Below are 19,230 nucleotides of genomic sequence, written 5' to 3' on the forward strand. Positions count from 1 at the left end.
TGACAGGTCCTCCTGCTGAAATCGCTAGCCCGCGTTGCCAAGGGATTTCGTCAGCAACGCGGGCGTCTGCTGATTGGCAACTCAGTGGCGTGACTGCACCTTGCTCAAGGCCACTTCGACCAGAGCACGGGCGTGTTCGATTTCATGCAGGGTCGCCAAGGTGAGGACCTGGTCGGGAGCGTTGGGATGGAGCAGGACGGATTGTCGGGCGATGGTCTGGGCGCGGACCAGGTATTCGGAGGTCTGGACCAGGAGGTCTTCGAGGGACTGGTTGGGGTGGTGAGGTGGGTCGGGGACGATTTTTAACATTGCGAACTCCTTTGCTTTACGGAGCCGCCACACATTTGCTGTCAAACAAAAGGTGGCAGCCATACGTGGGTTGACAGACCGGCAAAGCAAAGGAAAACCCGGCGCACACGAAGGTGCCCCACGTACAGCCGCCATAACGCGTGCACATGCGGATTCACTTTGAATTCGGTCTGTCAAAACCGGTCGTTGAATTGGCAACGACTGGCGGAGACTAGAGCGCTCAAGGAACCACTGCAATGGCTTAACGGCGGCGGAAGTATGATTGGGAAATGGACTACAGGGAATCAGGAAATTCTGAAGAATTTGAGGGGCGGATGTTCATCGGCAAGGTCATCGAAAAGAACGGCAAAAGCCTGCCAGAGTGCGCAGGCTATTCGCCATTCACTAGCGTTTTGCCATAAAATGGCCGGTTGCCGAAAGAACCGTCATGGCCATAGCCATGAAGGGCTTTCATTCTTTCCAAATAACTGTGGTGAAGATGAACAAGCCTTTCATTTCGCTGTGCCCGGAAATTACTCGGGCACATGCACTGACGCTCATGGATTGGTTGGAAGATGAGCGCGTTACCTGCTACTTGAGCGATTCGCGTCATGTCTCCCGCTCCATCGAGCAAGTTATCGATCGGACCCAATTGCCGATCCTGACCCATCTATTCAACCGGGGCGGCCGATTCTTCATGGCCTACGACCGGCATGACGCCCCGGTGGGCTTTGTCCGCCTGATCAAGACCAGCTCCAATTGCGAAATCGTCCTGGTCATCGGAGACAGCGACAAATGGGGCCGAAACCTTGGCGCGCGCACAATCCGCGAAGGCATGAAACTGGCCTTCCTCGACATGCGCGCCGAGAAGCTCATCGCCAAGATCCACCCCGACAACACCCGCTCGCTGAAAGCCTTTGTGCGCAGCGGTTTTCTGCTTGAAAGCGAAACGCCGACATTGAAGTCATTTTCCATGACGGCCGCGCGCTATCTGCGGTTCTTGCGCGAAGGTGCCGTGGCCGACTCAACTGAGATCTACATCACCGAAATCGACAAGGCCAGGCTCGAGAGCCTGATCGCGCTCGAGCAAGGCCCGGCCGTTGTTGAGCTCGAACATGAGCTTGAGCGCGCCATTGTCGTCAAGCCGCAGCAGGTGGCGCGCAATGTCGTCACGATGAACTCCAGGGCCTTGCTGCAGCTGGACGACGAAGAGATCGAAGTGGCCCTGGTCTACCCTGAAGACGCCGACAGCAGCGCCGGAAAGTACTCCGTGTGCTCCGACATCGGCGCCGCCATCCTGGGCTATCAGGAGGGGGACGCCATCGACTGGCGAGTTTCTGACCGAACCCGCCGGATCGGGATCAGGAAAGTGCTTTACCAGCCGGAGGCTGCGGGCGATTTCCACCTGTAATTGAGCCTTTAGCTAAGTGCTCCATCAGGCACGAAGATCCCCAACGATTTCCGTGCCTGATGCAGACAGGGTGGACAAGGTCAGGACTTGGCCAGAGGGCCTCCTTCCTGCGCTCAATTTGGTAACAACAAGTAGGACCAATCCTTCATTTTCGTAGGATCTCGCGGTGTGGTTGCTGGCGATATGCCAGACCTGTAAGGACGCGAGATGCAATTTTTCTGGGTGAACTTAGGTACAACGCACAAAGAGGCCAGGGCCGGCAATTTTCTCTGGGCCCCGCTGAGCTCGCGAACACAAGCCGGCAAGGCCCACCTTTCGGTGAGCATCTTGAGTACTGCATATGGTACGGAACCAAGAATCGAACGATTTTTATGTATTTGATTCTTATAGATTTTATTTGAATATTTAAATCGAACTATCCATTTCAAGGTCCTTTCCCCGGACCTTGATCGAATCGGTCATCACACCTGATCTGCAGCTACTTCAAACCGTATTTGGATTACTCTCCAAAATGCAACCTGAGTTGTATTTCAAGGGATGAGCAACAGAAAGCGGTGGCGATGGCGGTTTTTCGGTGAGACGTGTGTCGACCCGAGCCTCAATAACATAGCTTTGATTTACCTCGTCTGGATGGCGATGGCTAACCAATGAACATTTGTGCAAAAAGAGGGCAGCGAGCCAAAAAATAATTCTGTCCCACACTTCTCTTTTAAATCAAAATGACATAAATTTCGTCTCTCGCCAAAGCAAAACATCATGAAAAACCCAATAGATCTCCTCCAAAAAACAATCGAAGATGAACGGTATCTATTAAGTGGCTACGAAAAACCTTCAGAATCTTTGACATTTGAGGCTCTTCGCGCTATTGACTTCGCGTTCTGTCGCGAACTAATCCCTGAATTGCAGCGCTTGGATGATTCAGAGCGACAGATGGAAAACGTTCGCAAACATGCGATCAACGCCGCCTTGCAACGAATTTTACCTACCGAACTGAAAACCGATGCGCCCAAGCTTTTCGCCTCTAACTCGAAGACCGCCGAACAAACAGACGAGTTCCTGTTGCGAATGGGCTACCTCACTATGGCCGAGAAGCAGCTGAGCTTGTTGCGCTCAGGTGCTCTAAAGGCTGAGATCGACCAGCGCAAGTTGAAAGGAATGACGCTACTCGTGCTGTCGATCAATGATACGACTGCCTACCGCGAGCAGATTGGGGCCGAAGGGCTGAACTGGCTCAGCGATATGACAGTTGCAGAAGATCGTCAGAAGGAAGAGGCCTTGGAGCTCCGCCATGTGGAGATACTCCCTCATTTGATTAAGTATCTACGCAGCAACACATCTCCTGAAGAGCTACCATTCAATGGCGTCGATGACTACTTCAGGGAGTGGGCGTCCCTGTATCTGCGAAGAATCTCATTTAGGGATATGTTGGATGACAATGATCAATTTGGCGGTCGTCCATATTCAGCGTACATAGCAGTCTTGGAAGCATTATCTGCGATGTCGCAGCAAAGGTTATGTTATGCCGGACTTCGCAACGAAGATGATCCTAGGATCGGCATAAGGAACCTAATTACTGGCAGCGCATTTCTTGAAGATCTTGTCGAGGGAGTGGCTAATTTTCTTCAAATAACGCGAGAGGATGTATCTGACATTCTCGATCATCTAACATTGAGTCCGGAAAACTCCAAGGATCATCTGAAACGTGGCATGCCGACGCTCGCACCTGTCGTTAGGACAAGTCAAGATTTCGTAGTGCTCCCAATGTATGGCCTAGAGCTCAACCCATTCTCGTTCCTTTGGACAGAGTTGCGCGGGCGGTACGAAAAAGAATGGTTTGAGGCGGCAAATCGGCGCGAGTCTCGATGGGTCTCTCAGCTTATAAAACAGTTTCCATCTCCTCGCTGGAGATGCTCGCATGGCGTCAATATAAAACGAGATGGTAAGGTGATCACGGATATTGATTTCGTTGCATATGATGCTGATTGCAACAGTGTCATCCTCTTCCAGCTCAAATGGCAGCAGCCATTCTTGAATGATGAAAAGTTGCGGCGGAACAATGCAAGTAGTCTAGTCCGTGACAGCAACAAATGGGTCTTGGCAGTATCGGACTGGATAGCATCCGTTGGCATCAATGGGGTGAAGGAGCGTCTCTCGATCAAATCTGATGAAGAACTTTCCATTCATCTCGTAGTTTTGGGACGTTACTATGCTCATTTCACTGCCGCTGAAGATTACGACACACGAGCAGTCTGGTGTGATTGGGGTAACTTCCTGCGTCAACGCACAAGTAACTCCAGAGCGTCAGCCATAGAGTTCGTTACACTCCTTCGCGAGTCTGTGGAGCAGGCAATCATGCAGGTGGAACCAGAGTCCTTCTTCTTCCCTCTGGGCAATATCATTTTGCTGGTCAATCCAAAACGAACGAAATCCACGAAATAACTCCCACAAGGAAAGGGGAAATCAATTAGTCGGCATTAAATCAAAGTTAAAATCCACTTTACCCTATAAGAAAGGGGAGAGATTTATCTGCGATTTGCTCACGCCGAGAAAATAAACCTGTCTCCTTTTCGATTTCTGCCAAAAGCGGACGGTGACACAGAAAACAAATCCATCTTGAAGAAAATCTGCCCTGCCTTATTTGACCATAAGGCAGGGCATGCGTGATCAGGTTATGTTCGACACGATGTCATCAATGATGGAAACACTCGGCGATGCATCCAAATACTCCTGATATGCTCTCCGCGCATTCACGATCATTCCCTCGTAAGTGAACGATTGCATTTGGTTTCCTCTGAGAATTTCCAGAACATCGCCGTCGCTGGTCCTAGGGAGTTCGCCGGTCACAAATACAACATCGATGGCTGGTCTGCGGCCATTCAGGCCTCCAATATCGCTATGCTTGCGGAGATATTCCGTAACCGCACCTCGATATTTCCGTCCTTGCTTCGTAAGGTCATCTACATCTATCGATTTTTTGTCAGGTTTCTTCAGCTCCACAATGACGTGGCGACCTGTCGAAGTTCTGTAGGCGATATCAATCCGTGCACCGGTAGGATTATCAGGCGCAATGTCTTTCAACTCTTTGGTGAGAGTCTGCTCCATAACCTTACTTTCACCTACCGGCCCCCATGTCGGGTCAAGTAGCCACAAGTGGTCGAACAAATAGTTTTGAGCAACCTTCTCAAGCGCATCTGTGTTAGCAATTTCTTTTTCGAATTTTTCAATCACCTGCAATCTGGAGCGGGTGATTTCGTGATAGTGGGTCGCTTCAACGTTATCGAGATTAAGAAACAGCCTCTGAAACTCGACGGACAACACATCGGTGACTTTTTCGAGCTTGTCCAGCTGCTTCCGGATTCGTAATTTTTCAAAGCCGACAATCGCACTACGTACCAAGTCTCGCTTGATGTCCTTGTTCTTGGTGTCATCATTCGAGTGCTCAGCCGACAGGATGGGAGTGATAAGTTTCTGAGCTAGCTTCCTATCTCGGCCGTCCGTCAAAGAGGCGTACCATTTTTCCAGCGCCAGCTTGGTGCGCTCATCGTCGCTATCGACATTCTGCTGGCGTCTCCAGTCATCCCACTGGTCCGCAATATCGTCAAGAGTATTCTTCAACCACGCGCGGACAGCGCTTACCAGAGGGTCTCCGGTTTTCACCGATTCCCTATTTGCCGTTGCCCGGTCAGTTCCATCCCTATCGAGAAAGTCCGCATGAATCTCACCAACGATGTAGCTGTTAAACACCTTGGCATTGCCGATGTCCTTCAGCATATCCTCTTGGAATACCCGGCCATTGGCAAACAGTGAGATCTGATTGATGTTGTCATCAGTCTTTTTCAGGCTCTTCGGCTTCGCGACAGTGGCGATGAAGCCTCGGAGGGTATAGGCATGGTTTTCGACGACTACGACGTTGTTTATGCGCTTTATACACTCCTGGCCATCTTCGTCGGTCGCAAGATTCTTGAGTAGAGGCTTTTGCTCGGATCTGGTTTCATCCTCCAAATCCCACCAGAACTGGACGTCTGCATGATACCCGCGATCTTGGGTCGTGATTTCATGCCCATCAATGATTACTTTAAATTTATGGATATCCCCCAGCACACTGAAACGCCTCGCTATGCGGGGACGGAGAAAGCTCTCCGTTTTATCCGTTCCCGCCGTTAGCTTCGAAAGAACGATGCGTGTTCCGGTCTTGTCTCCCCAGTCATATTCTGTGTCCAGCTTTTCGAGAGAATATTTCTTGGCTGACTGAATGTCTTTCCGGAGTTGTTCGACGTTGATTCGAGCGGAGACAGGAGGACCCCCGGCTTTTTTTGACCAAATGTCGATTTGGTCCGCTAGAGAGAACATGGCCAGTTTCCCGATTCCCTTTCGGCCCATCACCGGGCGGTCAAGAGTGTCGCTTTTATTGCCTTTCGGTTGGTCTCTGCGGGCATATCCGACGCGAAGGAATCGGGCCTGCAGCTCTCCGTGCCCCATCCCGTGGCCATCGTCTTGAACGATAATCTTGTCTTGCTGAATGTCTACCGTAACGGCATGGGCGTCGGCGTCCCATGCGTTGGCGACGATTTCGGTGACTACGGCGGGCGTGCTGCTGTATAGACCTATCCCCAGGTGATTCAACACGTTGAGGTCGATTTCCAAAAATAATTCCTGATCCTCAACCGCTTCGACTATTGCATCCATTGCTGTTTTTCCCTGTTGTGTTCGTTTGGCTTTGGCTGCATGGTTACACAAGTGGATCCGCAATTCAGCAGCGAAGAGCCACTATGAGCCAGTTCACGGCATCCGATCGGATGCGTTTGATCAAGCGGGAGCACACGCAGCCAGAATTGGTCGTGCGGCGCCTGCTCCATCGCATGGGGCTTCGATTCCGTCTGCATTCGAAGTTTCTGCCTGGCAGTCCAGACGTCGTCCTTCCTAAGCGAAGGACGGTGGTTTTCGTCCACGGATGTTATTGGCACCGGCATCCGGGGTGTCGTTACGCCTCGACGCCGAAAATACGCCAAGATTTCTGGCTACCGAAATTTGCATCGAATGTGGAGCGGGACAATAGGAAAGCCGAACAATTGCGCGACCTGGGCTGGCGAGTTGTCGTCGTTTGGGAGTGTGAGACCAAGGACTTGATGTCCTTGGATGCTCGACTCAGGAAGGTGTTTTTAGTCGCTCCAGCTCCTCAAGGTGACGCTGGATGCTCAGGCCAATGATTTCGCCCAACCTTACGGGAACCGTATTGCCAATCATGCGGCCTACGGACTTGAAAGTGATTTCTTCCGGTGGCATGAATCTGTAATCCTGGGGAAACGATTGCAGTGTGACCGCTTCCCTTAACGATATGGTGCCGCAGTTCAAGGAATGGACTGCACCTGACTGAGTCAGGCATGCCCCGGTCATCGCATTGCTGCTTGCACCTAGCTCAGGGTCTCGCGGCACTGGTCTCGTCAGCCAATGCAGCTTCCACCCGCCCACCGACAACGTTGCTCAGGAGGCCAGATCATGAGATGACCTGCTCCCGGAGGTAAGGAGCCGCCAGTCCCGCGTTAGAGGACATCCCCACAGGTACCAGGGGCCTTGATCCCTGATAACACTCAGCATTCTTGGCGGGATGACGTGGGGATTCAATGAGACTCAACTGCTAGAGGAGACAGATCATGTATGGCTGTTAAGCTGGGTTGCAGACATGCCACATTCGGCTTAGGCATCCAATCTTAAGTAATTACTGCGCTACCGACTGGTTATCGGGCATTCCCGAATGCGGGATAAAAATTGGTTTCGCTTGACCCGAAAATACCGACCTTCATGCTAGCAAAGGGCTTCCATTCACCGCCATTAATGGCAAAATGCCTTTCAGCGAAAAGATGGTTTTGCAGAGAATGCAGGCATTACGCGAAATCCCTCGGCGCCCCTTGCGAAGCATCCGGGGGGCAAGTTACCCGAGGAGCGAATGCTCAGCCCCCTCAAACCGTTTTATCGAACCCTATCAACTCATACACCGTCGGAAGGTGTAAGCTTAACCCAATGGTGGCAGCACAGACGGATAAAACCAAAAACCTCGCAACACCAATTAACAATTTGACCAACAATCAGCAGATAAGGAATTTTAATGGCGAAGCAGGGAGAAATGTTCGCACTTATTAGCGACGAACAAAAAATTGAAGCTGAAAAACAAATCATTGAGAGGCAAAAAGAAACAGACTTTGATATAAGAGAGTACCCTATCGAAGTAATTGTATCGAAATATGTAGACAAACTAGAGGAAACCGACAAAGCTGAGCTATTCATTCCAGATTATCAGCGCGAGCTAGTCTGGAGCGAGGAACAGCAAGGCAGATTTATTGAATCAATACTACTTAATTTACCAATACCATATTTATATGTCGCCGATGTACACACCGGCGAAAACGAAGGCCGCTTAGAAATAGTTGACGGATCGCAAAGAATAAGAACACTTGTACGTTTTTTAGGTAACGAGTTCAAGCTTGATGATTTGAAAATGTTACCAATGTTGAACGGATTTTATTTTAAAGATTTCCCAGTCTCACGCCAGCTTAGATTTAGACGCAAAACAATGCGAATGATCGAGTTAATGGAAGTTGATGAAGAGGCGCGCCGCCAGCTCTTCGATCGCCTTAACACTGGCGGGACAAAATTGAAGGACATGGAGCAACGATTCGGCTCACAGGATGGTCCGTTCACTGACTTTGTTCGAAACACTGCTGCCAACCTACGTTTCAGACAGCTCTGCCCTATCAGTGACGTAAGAATCAATCATCGCGACTATGAGGAGATGGTACTTAGATTTTACGCCTACCTACATAGATATGAAGCATTCAACAAGCGGGTCGATGAATTCCTAGACGAATATCTTGACCATATGAACAACCATGATTTCGACCGGGAGGAGCTCCTCACAACATTCGAAAACATGCTTGACTTCGTTCAAAGATTTTTCCCTCACGGATTCAAGAAAGCGCCCAATAATTCTTCGGTACCTCGAATTCGATTTGAGTCAATTTCAGTCGGTGTAGCCCTTGCTCAAAGAATAGCTCCAGGGTTAGTTCCCGCTTCAATGGCATGGCTGGCAAGTGATGAATTCAAGACGCTCACTCGCTCAGATGCAAGCAACTCCAGGCCAAAAGTGGTAAATCGAATCCACTTTGTCAGAGACAACCTACTGGGTCGAGAGGTCCAGTATGACCAACAGTGAAGTTCTTGTCGTCGAACTCTACGACCTATTCAGGCAAAGAAGCGCCGAGGTAAGCAGATACATTGATTTCATAGAGATAATTGCGAACAATCGTTCTGTTTCACTTGCCGGGGAAACTGACGGCGAAATCGCTCCAATTGCAGGAGCCGAGCTCTCGCGCGAGCTCACAAAAACATTACGCGCGAACACCTACTTGCTTCTTTACAATTTGGTGGAAGCGACTATGACAAATGCCATTGACGCAATTCACAAAGCTGTGGATGGCGACAACCTGGGTTTTGACCAATTAAGCGGAAACTTACAAAACATTGCACTTAGTCATTTTAAGCGCGCCATCAAAGACAATCATAGCTCAGCCTTGGATGGAAGAACGCACCCGATTGAAATTGCTATAACAAGACTTGGTTACGATAGAGAAAAAATATTCTCCGGAAATGTTGATTGCGCAGAGATAAAAACGACAGCTAAAAAGTACGGCTTCCAAACTGCAGACCCAAACTTAAACGGCCGTCAAACGCTGCGCCAACTACGAGACGTGAGAGATAAAAGAAATGCATTGGCTCATGGAAGGCTATCATTTGAACAGTGCGGGCAAGATACCTCACCAGAGTATCTTTCCAAGGTCCACTACCAAACTACGGTTTATCTAAGATCCGTGTTATGGTCGATTTCTTCATATCTGAGAAAGAAGAAATATGCAGCACCTACTGCACTACCAGCCTAATTTGGAGAACGACTGAACGAGACAGAAAAGCCACAAATACGCTTTAGGATTATGAAATCCGTAGGGCGCGCGCACATCCACCCTTAAATCGAGGCTAAACGCTTACTTCATCAAATGGGACTCCAATTCAGGCTACACAAAAAATCGCTTCCTGGAAGCCCGAATATAGTTCTACCGAAACATAGATCAATAATATTCGTGCAAGAGTGTTTTTGGCATCACCATCAGAAGTGCAAGTATGCAACTACCCCAAAGATTCGCCAAGACTACTGGATACCAAAGCTTAACGCTAACGTAGAAAGGGATGCTAGAAAGTCAGCCCAGCTTAGACGCTGGGCTGGCGAGTAATCATCGTCTGGGGGTGCGAAACGATAGATCCATGCTCACTTGAGCTGCGACTCAGAAGAGAATTTGCTCCTACTTCTGATCGGTAGCAAATTCTTCGAGGTGGCGCTGAATACTCAGCCCGATAATTTCACCTAGTCGGACAGGGACGGCGTTTCCTATCATGCGCCCGACTGCCTTGAACGTGATTTCCTGAGGCGGCATAAATTGATAAGTTTCAGGAAAGGATTGCAAAGTTGCAGCCTCTCTAAGAGAGATTGCGCGATGTTGCTTAATATCATAGTGACCGAACCGCCCGTTGCCAAATCCATAGCATAACGTCGTCATAGTCGGCCCGGGTTCATCATCGCGCATCCGACCATAAACACTCGGGTAAGTCTTGCCGCTACTCTTGCGATGACAAGGTGCGCGCAGCCACTCTGGCCAATCTTTCCATGTACCGCCTGGCGTTGATCGTTTGATGCGCTCAAGATTTGTTGGAGTTAAAGTGGCCGCACGGTGCAGAGGATCCTTCGGATCACACGCACCCGCTTCAAGCTTTGGAAAATGTCCAATTGCCTGTTCTACTGTCACCGGCTTACCTGCATGGGTCTTCGGAATCATAGTTATGGGACCAAATTTCGAAGCTAACAGTACGTGCCGGCGACGCTGCTGCGGAAGTCCGTAGTCAATGCAGTGGATGGTCCCTGCCCAAATATGGTAGCCCTCATCCTCCAGCCCCTTTACAAAGTCAAGATATACCTTGTGCTTGGTAACATCAGGGACGTTCTCCATGGTGACCAGCTCTGGCTTAATACCTTTTATGAGCTTTTCAAACGAATACAGAAGCGGCCACTTGCGATCAGTGCTGGTATCACGCCCCTGATTGTAGGTCGAGAAGGGCTGGCAGGGAGCGCATCCCGCCAAGAGCTTGACCCGACCGTCTCGATACCAAGCAGCAACATCGCTAACCTTTGCAGACTCAACGCTTTCGGCCACAAATTCAGCGCCGTTGTTCGTTTTATAGGCGTACTCGCAATTGCGATCGATATCGTAGCCAGCACGAACGTTGATACCGGTTTTGAGCAGACCTGCAGTCAGCCCTCCAGCACCACAAAAAAGGTCAACGGCGTCAATAGTATGCATGGGAAAGCCTCCTAACGGAGGTCATTCTAACCGGTTTGGCGCGAAAGATCGAGCACCAACACTGAAAATTTATACAGGGTTTGGCTAACCTCCTGAACCTGAGATGTGCAGAAGGCAGGGCTCGACGCTCCCCCAAGTCCTCAAAGCCCCTTCCCCACATATCTCCTGGGCTAAAAACCTCCGTTGAGCCCAGGATAGCCAATGAGATACAGCCCACAAAGCCTCCTGTAAAGTACATATAAATCAATGTATTAAACGGAAATTCGACTCCTGGTGCCGCGTCAATCAGGCCGGGCGCCGCGATCAGTCGCGATAAAGGTCTTCGACGAATCCTGCGCGTCGCCACGGCAGTCATCATCCTGTCGCCAATTGCCAGGCCAGAAACGACGGAGGATGTCGCCAGGCACTGGAAAATCCGCTTGTAGGCGGCCCACGTTCCCCCCCTCAAATGACATTGCGAATGCAGGCAAGCAATTCGGCTGGCAGATAGTGACCGAGAGAAAAACAAAAAGCCTGCGCCAATCGCGAAAGGTCTTACAATACGAAGCCCGATTTCCTACAGCTCTTTTGCTCCTCACTGACACCCAAGAGATAGCCCCGTGAGTGACTCAGACAGCTCATCCGCGCCACTGGTTGACGTAGTAAAGCTTGCCGCATCCCTTCAGCGTTTCGCAGATGATCGCGACTGGCAACAGTTCCACTCCCCCAAAAATCTCATCCTGGCTCTCACTGGCGAGGTAGGAGAGCTGTGCGAGATTTTCCAATGGATGAGCGATGCCGATTCGCTCTCCGCTGCAAAAAGCCCGGAAATGGGCCAAGCAGTCAAGGACGAATTGGCGGACGTACTGATGTACCTGGTTCGCCTGAGCAGCGTACTCGGCGTTGATCTCAACGAAGCGGTGACACGGAAACTCGCCTCGAACGGCCAGAAGTACCCCGTGGATAAAGCCAAAAGCAGCAGCAAAAAGTACGACCGACTCTGATCAACCCGAATCTAAGGACAACCCGTGATCGTTTACGCTGCGACCAAACAGCAATTTCTAAAAGACAACGATAACGATGACATCGAGGACGTGATCCTCAGGCATTTCAAGGAAGCCACCGGCAAGACCGTTGGCAGGTCGGAAATCAGGTCGTGGCAAGGATCGCTAACGTACATGGCCAAGGTCCTTCGGGATGAAGGCCTGCCGAGCGACGCGGGTCTGGCCATTGAGCTGCACATTCCGCAGTCGTCGAAGCGAATCGATTTTCTGCTCACCGGTCGCGACGAAAATCAGGCAAAAAAAGCCGTTTTGATCGAATTGAAGCAATGGAGCAAGGCCAACGCCACTACCAAGGATGCCATCGTCAAAACGGCATTGGGTGGCGGCCTCGTTGAGACCATTCACCCGTCCTATCAGGTATGGTCATACGCCTCGCTGCTGGAGGGTTTCAACGAGGCGGTGTATGACAAAAGCATCGAGATCCGTCCGTGTGCCTACCTTCATAACTACGTCAGCGACGGCATCATCGACTCAGCTCACTACGAGCCCCACATCAGCAAAGCCCCACTGTTCCTGAAAGGGCCGGACGAGCTCACTAAACTCAGAAGCTTCCTGAAAAAGCATATTGCTCACGGCGACAACAAAGAGGTTCTCTACGAACTGTCCGATGGGAAAATCCGCCCGTCCAAAGCGCTAGCCGAAGCCCTCGAAGGGCTGATGACAGGCAAGCCAGAGTTCGTGTTGATTGACGATCAAAAAGCAATTTTTGAATCGGCGCTTGCGGCATCAAGCGAAGCCTCGGACCAGGCACCAAAGGTGCTGATCATTGAGGGGGGACCGGGCACCGGGAAAACTGTTCTGGCTATCAATTTGCTGGTGAGGCTCACAGAATTGAGGCTGTTAAGCAAATATGTCTCGAAGAATGCCGCCCCACGCAAGGTCTACGAAAGCAAACTGGTTGGCACCATCAAACGCAGCCATTTCTCGAATTTCTTTTCAGGCTCTGGGGCGTTCATCGACACTGAGCCCAACACATTCGATGCGCTTATCGTGGACGAAGCTCACCGGCTGAATGAGAAAAGCGGGCTTTATGGGAACCTTGGCGAAAACCAGATCAAGGAGCTGATTGAATCAGCGAAATGCTCAATTTTCTTCATCGATGAAGACCAACGTGTGACCCTGAGCGACATAGGCAGCAAGCAGGCGATACGCGCCTTTGCCAAAGCCAAGGGGGCTGTGGTCGAGGAATATGTGCTGTCTTCACAGTTTCGCTGCAGTGGTTCTGACGGTTACATGGCATGGCTGGATGACGTGCTTGGCATTCGCTCGACAGCAAATCCGACGCTCGACACCTCGGAGTACGAGTTCAAGGTGTTCGACTCGCCTCAGGCGCTGCATGACGCCATCGACGAGAAAAACCATGGAAATAAGGCTCGCGTAGTCGCGGGCTACTGTTGGCCTTGGTTGAGCAAGAAAGACCCCAACGCTGCCGATATCGTCATCGGTGACTACACGCGACAATGGAACCTGGATCAGGATGGCAGCCTGTGGATCATCGCTGAGAACTCCATCGAGCAGGTTGGCTGTATTCATACCTGCCAAGGTCTGGAAGTCGACTATATCGGAGTCATTATCGGGCCAGACCTGGTCGTACGTGATGGCAATGTTATGACATCCCCGAATGAGCGCGACAAACACGATAAATCGATTCGCGGCTGGAAAAAAATGATGAAGGAGCAACCTGCTCTGGCGAAAAAAGAAACTGACCTGATCATCAAAAATACGTACCGAACCTTGATGACGCGCGGGATGAAGGGTTGCTACCTGTACTGCACTGACAAAGAGACTGCGCAATTCTTCAAGAGCCGACTTAGCCAACACAGCAGTCACTGACGGAATCGTTTGCTAGGAGCCTCTGAACCTACGAGTGGAGCATCGTACGCGCAGGGGCCATGATCATCAGCAGTTGGTCACCAGCCATAGCTAATGTTTACACGGCCATTTGCTTGATAGAGTCGATGCCGACTCATTAATGGCGTGGAGCTTAAAAAGCACCGTCCATCGGAATCCAGACCACGCAGCGTTCCAACTGGTATTCCAAGCAAGTTGACCAATAAATTATTAACCAAAAAAAACAGATAGATACCGACTTGTTTCAGATTACCCCGGCACATTGATGCCCAAGCACCTCAGGCCTTCCATTGAGGTTAATCTCAAGAACGGAAGCATCAGCAACCACTACTCGAATGCCGGGCTTACCAGTTGATAGAGTCGACAAATACGATGTAAGCCACTGCTTCACGAGGACCAGCACTAACCATTCTGAGCAGAAGATCGGAATATTGAACAAGGCCTATTCAACCAAAAGTCCCCTACCCCAAAAACAACAAAGCCACCCGAAGGTGGCTTAGTCGTTCTAAATAATGGTCGGGACGGAGTGATTCGAACACTCGACCCCTTGCACCCCATGCAAGTGCGCTACCGGGCTGCGCTACGCCCCGACTGGGCTTGAAGCATGTTCCCCTGGTTGCTGAGAACGTTGAAGAATGTACCCTAACCTTTTGAATTATGGAAGCATTTTTTCCAAAATTCCGGGCCCGACAGGGGTTACTTCTTCAGCACCACCAAGACGTCTTCCAACTCGGCAATCATCTGCCGGATCAGTTGTTTGTACTGGGTGGTGTCGTCCTTGGCTTCGTCGCCAGAGAGGCGCAGGCGCGCCCCGCCGATGGTGAAGCCTTGGTCGTAGAGCAGCGCGCGGATCTGGCGGATCATCAGCACGTCCTGGCGCTGATAGTACCGCCGGTTGCCGCGGCGCTTTACCGGGTTGAGTTGCGGGAATTCCTGCTCCCAGTAGCGGAGCACGTGCGGTTTTACCGCGCAAAGCTCGCTCACTTCACCAATGGTGAAGTAGCGTTTGCCTGGAATCGGCGGAAGCTCGTCGTTATGACTTGGTTCCAGCATAGGCCTCAACTCGGGCTTTCAACTTCTGCCCTGGACGAAAGGTGACGACCCGACGCGCCGTGATCGGGATCTCTTCCCCGGTCTTGGGGTTGCGGCCCGGCCGCTGGCGCTTGTCGCGCAGGTCGAAATTGCCGAATCCGGACAATTTGACCTGCTCGTTGTCTTCAAGAGCGTGCCTGATTTCCTCAAAGAACAGCTCGACCAATTCCTTGGCCTCGCGCTTGTTCAGGCCCAGCTCCTCGTACAGCCGTTCGGCCATCTCAGCTTTCGTCAGAGCACCCATACGCTATTTCCTTAACGTGGTGTTCAACCTTTGTTCGAGCGAGGTGAGGATGTTCTGGGTTGCAGTATTCACCTCTTCATCATTAAGAGTGCGCGATGGATGCTGCCAGGTCAAGCCGACGGCCAGGCTTTTTCTATCAGGATCAATGCCTTTACCCTGATAAACATCAAACAGCCTGAGGTCTGTGAGCCATTCGCCTGCATTGTCACGAATTACTTCAAGCACCGAGCTCGAAGCAACATCACGTCCTGCGACCAAGGCCAGGTCACGACGCACTTCCGGGAATTTCGACAGTTCGCTGAACTTCGGCAGGCGGCCTTCGGCCACTTCACCCAGCACCAGCTCGAAGACGTACACCGGACGATCCAGGCCCAGGGTCTTGGCCAGCTCCGGGTGGATGGCACCCAGGTAGCCGACTTCGCGACCGTCGCGCTCGATGCGTGCGGTTTGGCCCGGGTGCAGCGCCGGGTGTTTGCCCGCAACGAAGCTGAACTCGGCGAGCGAGCCGGAGAAGCCCAGTACCGCTTCAACGTCGGCTTTCACGTCGAAGAAGTCGATGCTGTCACGGCCGTTGGCCCAGCCTTCCGGCAGGCGGCTGCCGCAGACCACACCGGCGAGCATCGGCTGCTGCTTGAGGTCGCCCAGCTGGCCGACGAAGCGCAGGCCGCTTTCGAACATGCGCACGCGGTCTTGCTGGCGGTTGAGGTTGTGCTGCAGCGACTTGACCAGGCCCGGCCACAGCGAGGCACGCATGGCCGCCATGTCGTTGGAGATCGGGTTGGCCAGCAGCAGCGGCTCGACGCCCGGGCTGAACAGCTCGAACAGTTTCGGGTCGATGAAGCTGTAGGTGATGGCTTCCTGGTAACCACGGGCCACCAGCAGGCGGCGCAGGGCCGGCAATTCGCCACGGGCCTCGGCCTTGGCCTGCGGGGCCAGGCGCGCTTGCGGGTAACGCACTGGCAGGCGATTGTAGCCATACAGGCGCGCCAGTTCTTCGATCAGGTCGACTTCCAGGCTGATGTCGAAGCGATGGCTTGGTACTTCAACCTGCCACTGGCCTTCGCCGGCGGTGGTTTTCAGGCCCAGGCCGTTGAGCAGTTGCTCGACCTCGGCGCTGGCCATTTCCATGCCCAGCATCTGGGTCAGGCGCTCGGCACGCAGGGTGACCGGGGCCACCTTGGGCAGGTGCGCTTCGCTGGTGACGTCGATCACCGGACCCGCTTCGCCGCCGACGATCTCCAGCAGCAGGCCGGTAGCGCGCTCGATGGCTTCGCGGGCCAGTTGCGAGTCGACGCCGCGCTCGTAGCGGTGCGAGGCATCGGTGTGCAGGCCGTAGGAACGGGCCTTGCCAGCCACGGAAATCGGCTCGAAGAAGGCGCTCTCGAGGAAGATGTCGCGGGTGCCAGCAGCAACGCCGCTGTGCTCACCACCCATCACACCGGCGATGGCCAGGGCGCGGCTGTGGTCGGCGATGACCAGGGTGTCGGGGCGCAGGGTGACTTCCTGGCCGTCGAGCAGTACCAGCTTCTCGCCCTCTTCTGCCATGCGCACGCGGATGCCGCCGTTGATTTCGGCGAGATCGAAGGCGTGCATCGGCTGGCCGAGCTCGAGCATCACGTAGTTGGTAATGTCGACGGCAGCGTCGATGCTGCGCAGGTCGGAGCGACGCAGGCGCTCGACCATCCACAGCGGGGTCGGCCGGGTCAGGTCGACGTTACGGATAACGCGGCCCAGGTAGCGTGGGCAGGCAGCCGGTGCCAGCACTTCAACCGGGCGCACTTCGTCGTGAGTGGCGGCAACAGCCGGCACTTGCGGACGGGTCACCGGTACGTCGTACAGGGCGCCGACGTCGCGCGCCAGGCCGGCCAGCGACAGGCAGTCGCCACGGTTCGGGGTCAGGCCGATCTCGATGCTGGCGTCGTCCAGGTCCAGGTACACGCGAATGTCGGTGCCAACCGGGGCGTCAGCCGCCAGTTCCAGCAGGCCGTCGTTTTCTTCGCTGATCTGCAGCTCGGCCGCCGAGCAGAGCATGCCGTTGGATTCAACGCCACGCAGCTTGGCTTTCTTGATTTTGAAGTCGCCCGGCAGTTCGGCGCCGATCATCGCGAACGGGATCTTCAGGCCAGGGCGAACGTTGGGCGCGCCGCACACTACCTGGAAGGTCTCGCTGCCATTGCTGACCTGGCACACGCGCAGCTTGTCGGCATCGGGGTGCTGTTCGGTGCTCAGCACCTCACCGACGATGATACCGCTGAACTGGCCGGCGGCCGGGGTGACGCTGTCGACCTCAAGGCCGGCCATCGACAGACGGGCGACCAGATCGTCACGGGATACCTGCGGGTTGACCCAACCGCGCAGCCACTTTTCACTGAATTTCATCCTGCTCTCCTGAAAGATTCGTTACGGGTGCGCGACCTAGCGAAATTGCGCAAGGAACCGCAAATCGTTGTCGAAGAACAGGCGCAAATCGTTGACGCCGTAACGCAGCATGGCCAGGCGCTCGGCGCCCATGCCGAAGGCAAAGCCCTGGAACTCTTCCGGGTCGATGCCGGACATGCGCAGCACGTTCGGGTGAACCATGCCGCAGCCCATGACTTCCAGCCAGCCGGTCTGCTTGCACACCCGGCAACCTTTGCCGCTGCAGATCACGCACTGGATGTCGACTTCAGCCGAAGGCTCGGTGAAGGGGAAGAACGACGGACGGAAACGTACCGCCAGCTCTTTTTCGAAGAACACCCGCAGGAATTCTTCGATGGTGCCTTTGAGGTCGGCGAAATTGATGTCGCGATCGATCAACAGGCCTTCGACCTGGTGGAACATCGGCGAGTGGGTCAGGTCCGAGTCGCAGCGGTAAACGCGGCCCGGGCAGACAATGCGGATGGGCGGCTGAGTGGACTCCATGGTCCGCACCTGCACCGGCGAGGTGTGGGTACGCAGCAGCATGTTGGCATTGAAATAGAAGGTGTCGTGCATTGCCCGGGCCGGGTGGTGGCCGGGAATGTTGAGCGCTTCGAAGTTGTGGTAGTCGTCTTCGACCTCAGGGCCTTCGGCGATGCCGTAGCCAATGTGGGTGAAGAACTGCTCGATGCGTTCCAGGGTACGGGTGATCGGATGCAGACCACCGGAGGTCTGGCCACGGCCCGGCAAGGTTACATCAATGCACTCGGCGGCCAGTCGGGCGCTGAGCTCGGCCTCTTCAAACGCCGCTTTGCGCGCGTTGAGGACCTCGGTGACGCGTTCCTTGGCGTCGTTGATCAGCGCACCGACTTTCGGCCGCTCTTCGGCTGGCAGGTTGCCCAGGGTCTTCATCACCTGGGTCAGTTCGCCTTTCTTGCCAAGGAATTGCACCCGGATCTGTTCCAGGGCATTGATGTCTTCAGCGCGTTCCACGGCCTCCAGGGCTTGGGAGACCAGCGCGTCCAGGTTTTCCATGTACAGACTCCAGATACGAAATAGGGGAAGAGCGCAGGCTCTTCCCCTATTAAGACGTTTAACACCAGGCGCCGGAAATGACACCTGGTGATTGTCGGGGGTACTTAAGCCAGCGAGGCTTTAGCTTTCTCGACAATCGCAGCAAACGCCGCTTTTTCGTTCACTGCCAGATCGGCCAGAACCTTGCGGTCGATTTCGATCGACGCTTTTTTCAGGCCAGCGATCAGGCGGCTGTAGGACAGACCGTTGATACGCGCACCAGCGTTGATACGAGCGATCCACAGAGCGCGGAACTGACGTTTTTTCTGACGACGGTCGCGGTAGGCGTATTGGCCTGCCTTGATGACCGCTTGCTTGGCAACACGGAATACGCGCGAGCGAGCGCCGTAGTAGCCTTTAGCCAGTTTCAGAATTTTCTTGTGACGCTTACGAGCGATGACGCCACGCTTTACACGAGCCATGAGTAAC

The 19,230-nt window shown here is 53.2% G+C and carries 17 protein-coding genes and 1 tRNA gene; 8 read left to right on the forward strand and 10 right to left on the reverse strand.

Annotated elements, in window-relative coordinates; genetic code table 11:
• Positions 1-81 precede the first annotated feature (81 nt).
• Positions 82-309, reverse strand: a complete 228-nt coding sequence (locus LOY22_RS16835; protein WP_258594098.1) for a hypothetical protein — start codon at positions 307-309, stop codon at positions 82-84.
• Between the two features lie 427 nt (positions 310-736).
• Here LOY22_RS16835 and LOY22_RS16840 point away from each other — a divergent pair, with 427 nt between their 5' ends.
• Positions 737-1,699, forward strand: a complete 963-nt coding sequence (locus tag LOY22_RS16840; RefSeq protein WP_258594100.1) for a bifunctional GNAT family N-acetyltransferase/nucleoside diphosphate kinase regulator — start codon at positions 737-739, stop codon at positions 1,697-1,699.
• A 756-nt stretch (positions 1,700-2,455) separates the two neighbouring features.
• Positions 2,456-4,138 (forward strand): hypothetical protein, encoded by a 1,683-nt coding sequence (locus LOY22_RS16845; RefSeq protein ID WP_258594102.1) that lies wholly within the window; start codon positions 2,456-2,458, stop codon positions 4,136-4,138.
• 225 nt (positions 4,139-4,363) lie between these two features.
• On the opposite strand, the gene LOY22_RS16850 is transcribed toward LOY22_RS16845, so the two are convergent.
• Positions 4,364-6,385 (reverse strand): ATP-binding protein, encoded by a 2,022-nt coding sequence (locus LOY22_RS16850; RefSeq protein ID WP_258594104.1) that lies wholly within the window; start codon positions 6,383-6,385, stop codon positions 4,364-4,366.
• A gap of 83 nt (positions 6,386-6,468) precedes the next feature.
• Here LOY22_RS16850 and LOY22_RS16855 point away from each other — a divergent pair, with 83 nt between their 5' ends.
• Positions 6,469-6,906, forward strand: coding sequence for a very short patch repair endonuclease (locus LOY22_RS16855; protein ID WP_258594106.1), 438 nt, complete (start codon positions 6,469-6,471; stop codon positions 6,904-6,906).
• On the opposite strand, the gene LOY22_RS16860 is transcribed toward LOY22_RS16855, so the two are convergent.
• Complete coding sequence (locus LOY22_RS16860) at positions 6,845-7,093, reverse strand: DNA cytosine methyltransferase (RefSeq protein ID WP_258594108.1); 249 nt, start codon at positions 7,091-7,093, stop codon at positions 6,845-6,847. The two genes, LOY22_RS16855 and LOY22_RS16860, sit on opposite strands and share 62 nt — an antisense overlap.
• Before the next feature lie 709 nt (positions 7,094-7,802).
• Here LOY22_RS16860 and LOY22_RS16865 point away from each other — a divergent pair.
• From LOY22_RS16865 to LOY22_RS16875, 3 genes are all read left to right on the forward strand, one after another.
• Positions 7,803-8,906 carry a DUF262 domain-containing protein gene (locus tag LOY22_RS16865; RefSeq protein ID WP_258594110.1) on the forward strand — a complete coding sequence of 368 codons (1,104 nt, stop codon included), beginning with the start codon at positions 7,803-7,805 and terminating at the stop codon, positions 8,904-8,906.
• The gene (locus LOY22_RS16870) at positions 8,893-9,630 is read left to right on the forward strand and encodes an MAE_28990/MAE_18760 family HEPN-like nuclease (RefSeq protein WP_258594112.1); all 738 of its coding nucleotides are present in this window, start codon (positions 8,893-8,895) and stop codon (positions 9,628-9,630) included. The genes LOY22_RS16865 and LOY22_RS16870 overlap by 14 nt, the downstream gene beginning before the upstream one ends.
• A gap of 114 nt (positions 9,631-9,744) precedes the next feature.
• Positions 9,745-9,978 (forward strand): hypothetical protein, encoded by a 234-nt coding sequence (locus tag LOY22_RS16875; protein ID WP_258594114.1) that lies wholly within the window; start codon positions 9,745-9,747, stop codon positions 9,976-9,978.
• A 69-nt stretch (positions 9,979-10,047) separates the two neighbouring features.
• Here LOY22_RS16875 and LOY22_RS16880 read toward each other — a convergent pair whose 3' ends face one another.
• Complete coding sequence (locus LOY22_RS16880) at positions 10,048-11,100, reverse strand: DNA cytosine methyltransferase (RefSeq protein ID WP_258594116.1); 1,053 nt, start codon at positions 11,098-11,100, stop codon at positions 10,048-10,050.
• 599 nt (positions 11,101-11,699) lie between these two features.
• Here LOY22_RS16880 and LOY22_RS16885 point away from each other — a divergent pair.
• Complete coding sequence (locus LOY22_RS16885) at positions 11,700-12,083, forward strand: nucleotide pyrophosphohydrolase (RefSeq protein ID WP_150761950.1); 384 nt, start codon at positions 11,700-11,702, stop codon at positions 12,081-12,083.
• A gap of 24 nt (positions 12,084-12,107) precedes the next feature.
• Positions 12,108-13,976: a DUF2075 domain-containing protein gene (locus LOY22_RS16890; RefSeq protein ID WP_258594119.1), complete on the forward strand. Its 1,869-nt coding sequence runs from the start codon at positions 12,108-12,110 to the stop codon at positions 13,974-13,976.
• A gap of 531 nt (positions 13,977-14,507) precedes the next feature.
• Here the strand turns inward: LOY22_RS16890 and LOY22_RS16895 are convergent.
• The 6 genes from LOY22_RS16895 to rplT all read right to left on the reverse strand — a co-directional run bounded on the left by LOY22_RS16895 (position 14,508) and on the right by rplT (position 19,223).
• Positions 14,508-14,584: transfer RNA gene (locus LOY22_RS16895), tRNA-Pro, on the reverse strand.
• A gap of 106 nt (positions 14,585-14,690) precedes the next feature.
• Positions 14,691-15,047 (reverse strand): MerR family transcriptional regulator, encoded by a 357-nt coding sequence (locus LOY22_RS16900; RefSeq protein WP_038994582.1) that lies wholly within the window; start codon positions 15,045-15,047, stop codon positions 14,691-14,693.
• On the reverse strand, positions 15,028-15,330 hold the full coding sequence (gene ihfA / locus LOY22_RS16905) for an integration host factor subunit alpha (RefSeq protein WP_002553164.1): 303 nt from the start codon (positions 15,328-15,330) through the stop codon (positions 15,028-15,030). The genes LOY22_RS16900 and ihfA overlap by 20 nt, the downstream gene beginning before the upstream one ends.
• Before the next feature lie 3 nt (positions 15,331-15,333).
• A complete protein-coding gene (gene pheT / locus LOY22_RS16910; protein ID WP_123565570.1) occupies positions 15,334-17,709 on the reverse strand; it encodes a phenylalanine--tRNA ligase subunit beta in 2,376 nt (791 codons plus the stop codon).
• 36 nt (positions 17,710-17,745) lie between these two features.
• On the reverse strand, positions 17,746-18,762 hold the full coding sequence (gene pheS / locus LOY22_RS16915) for a phenylalanine--tRNA ligase subunit alpha (RefSeq protein WP_038994580.1): 1,017 nt from the start codon (positions 18,760-18,762) through the stop codon (positions 17,746-17,748).
• 104 nt (positions 18,763-18,866) lie between these two features.
• Positions 18,867-19,223 carry a 50S ribosomal protein L20 gene (gene rplT / locus LOY22_RS16920; RefSeq protein ID WP_010222414.1) on the reverse strand — a complete coding sequence of 119 codons (357 nt, stop codon included), beginning with the start codon at positions 19,221-19,223 and terminating at the stop codon, positions 18,867-18,869.
• Positions 19,224-19,230 lie beyond the last annotated feature (7 nt).

It is taken from the genome of Pseudomonas sp. B21-035 (assembly GCF_024748945.1).
Lineage (GTDB): Bacteria > Pseudomonadota > Gammaproteobacteria > Pseudomonadales > Pseudomonadaceae > Aquipseudomonas.

Excerpts from the sequence above, each read along its gene's own strand:
- LOY22_RS16850 (WP_258594104.1), bottom strand. The coding sequence starts at position 6,385 with ATGGATGCAATAGTCGAAGCGGTTGAGGATCAGGAATTATTTTTGGAA.
- LOY22_RS16840 (WP_258594100.1), top strand. The coding sequence starts at position 737 with ATGGCCATAGCCATGAAGGGCTTTCATTCTTTCCAAATAACTGTGGTG.
- LOY22_RS16845 (WP_258594102.1), top strand. The coding sequence starts at position 2,456 with ATGAAAAACCCAATAGATCTCCTCCAAAAAACAATCGAAGATGAACGG.
- LOY22_RS16875 (WP_258594114.1), top strand. The coding sequence starts at position 9,745 with ATGGGACTCCAATTCAGGCTACACAAAAAATCGCTTCCTGGAAGCCCG.
- LOY22_RS16870 (WP_258594112.1), top strand. The coding sequence starts at position 8,893 with ATGACCAACAGTGAAGTTCTTGTCGTCGAACTCTACGACCTATTCAGG.
- rplT (WP_010222414.1), bottom strand. The coding sequence starts at position 19,223 with ATGGCTCGTGTAAAGCGTGGCGTCATCGCTCGTAAGCGTCACAAGAAA.
- ihfA (WP_002553164.1), bottom strand. The coding sequence starts at position 15,330 with ATGGGTGCTCTGACGAAAGCTGAGATGGCCGAACGGCTGTACGAGGAG.
- LOY22_RS16900 (WP_038994582.1), bottom strand. The coding sequence starts at position 15,047 with ATGCTGGAACCAAGTCATAACGACGAGCTTCCGCCGATTCCAGGCAAA.
- LOY22_RS16865 (WP_258594110.1), top strand. The coding sequence starts at position 7,803 with ATGGCGAAGCAGGGAGAAATGTTCGCACTTATTAGCGACGAACAAAAA.
- pheS (WP_038994580.1), bottom strand. The coding sequence starts at position 18,762 with ATGGAAAACCTGGACGCGCTGGTCTCCCAAGCCCTGGAGGCCGTGGAA.
- LOY22_RS16880 (WP_258594116.1), bottom strand. The coding sequence starts at position 11,100 with ATGCATACTATTGACGCCGTTGACCTTTTTTGTGGTGCTGGAGGGCTG.
- LOY22_RS16860 (WP_258594108.1), bottom strand. The coding sequence starts at position 7,093 with ATGACCGGGGCATGCCTGACTCAGTCAGGTGCAGTCCATTCCTTGAAC.
- pheT (WP_123565570.1), bottom strand. The coding sequence starts at position 17,709 with ATGAAATTCAGTGAAAAGTGGCTGCGCGGTTGGGTCAACCCGCAGGTA.
- LOY22_RS16835 (WP_258594098.1), bottom strand. The coding sequence starts at position 309 with ATGTTAAAAATCGTCCCCGACCCACCTCACCACCCCAACCAGTCCCTC.
- LOY22_RS16855 (WP_258594106.1), top strand. The coding sequence starts at position 6,469 with ATGAGCCAGTTCACGGCATCCGATCGGATGCGTTTGATCAAGCGGGAG.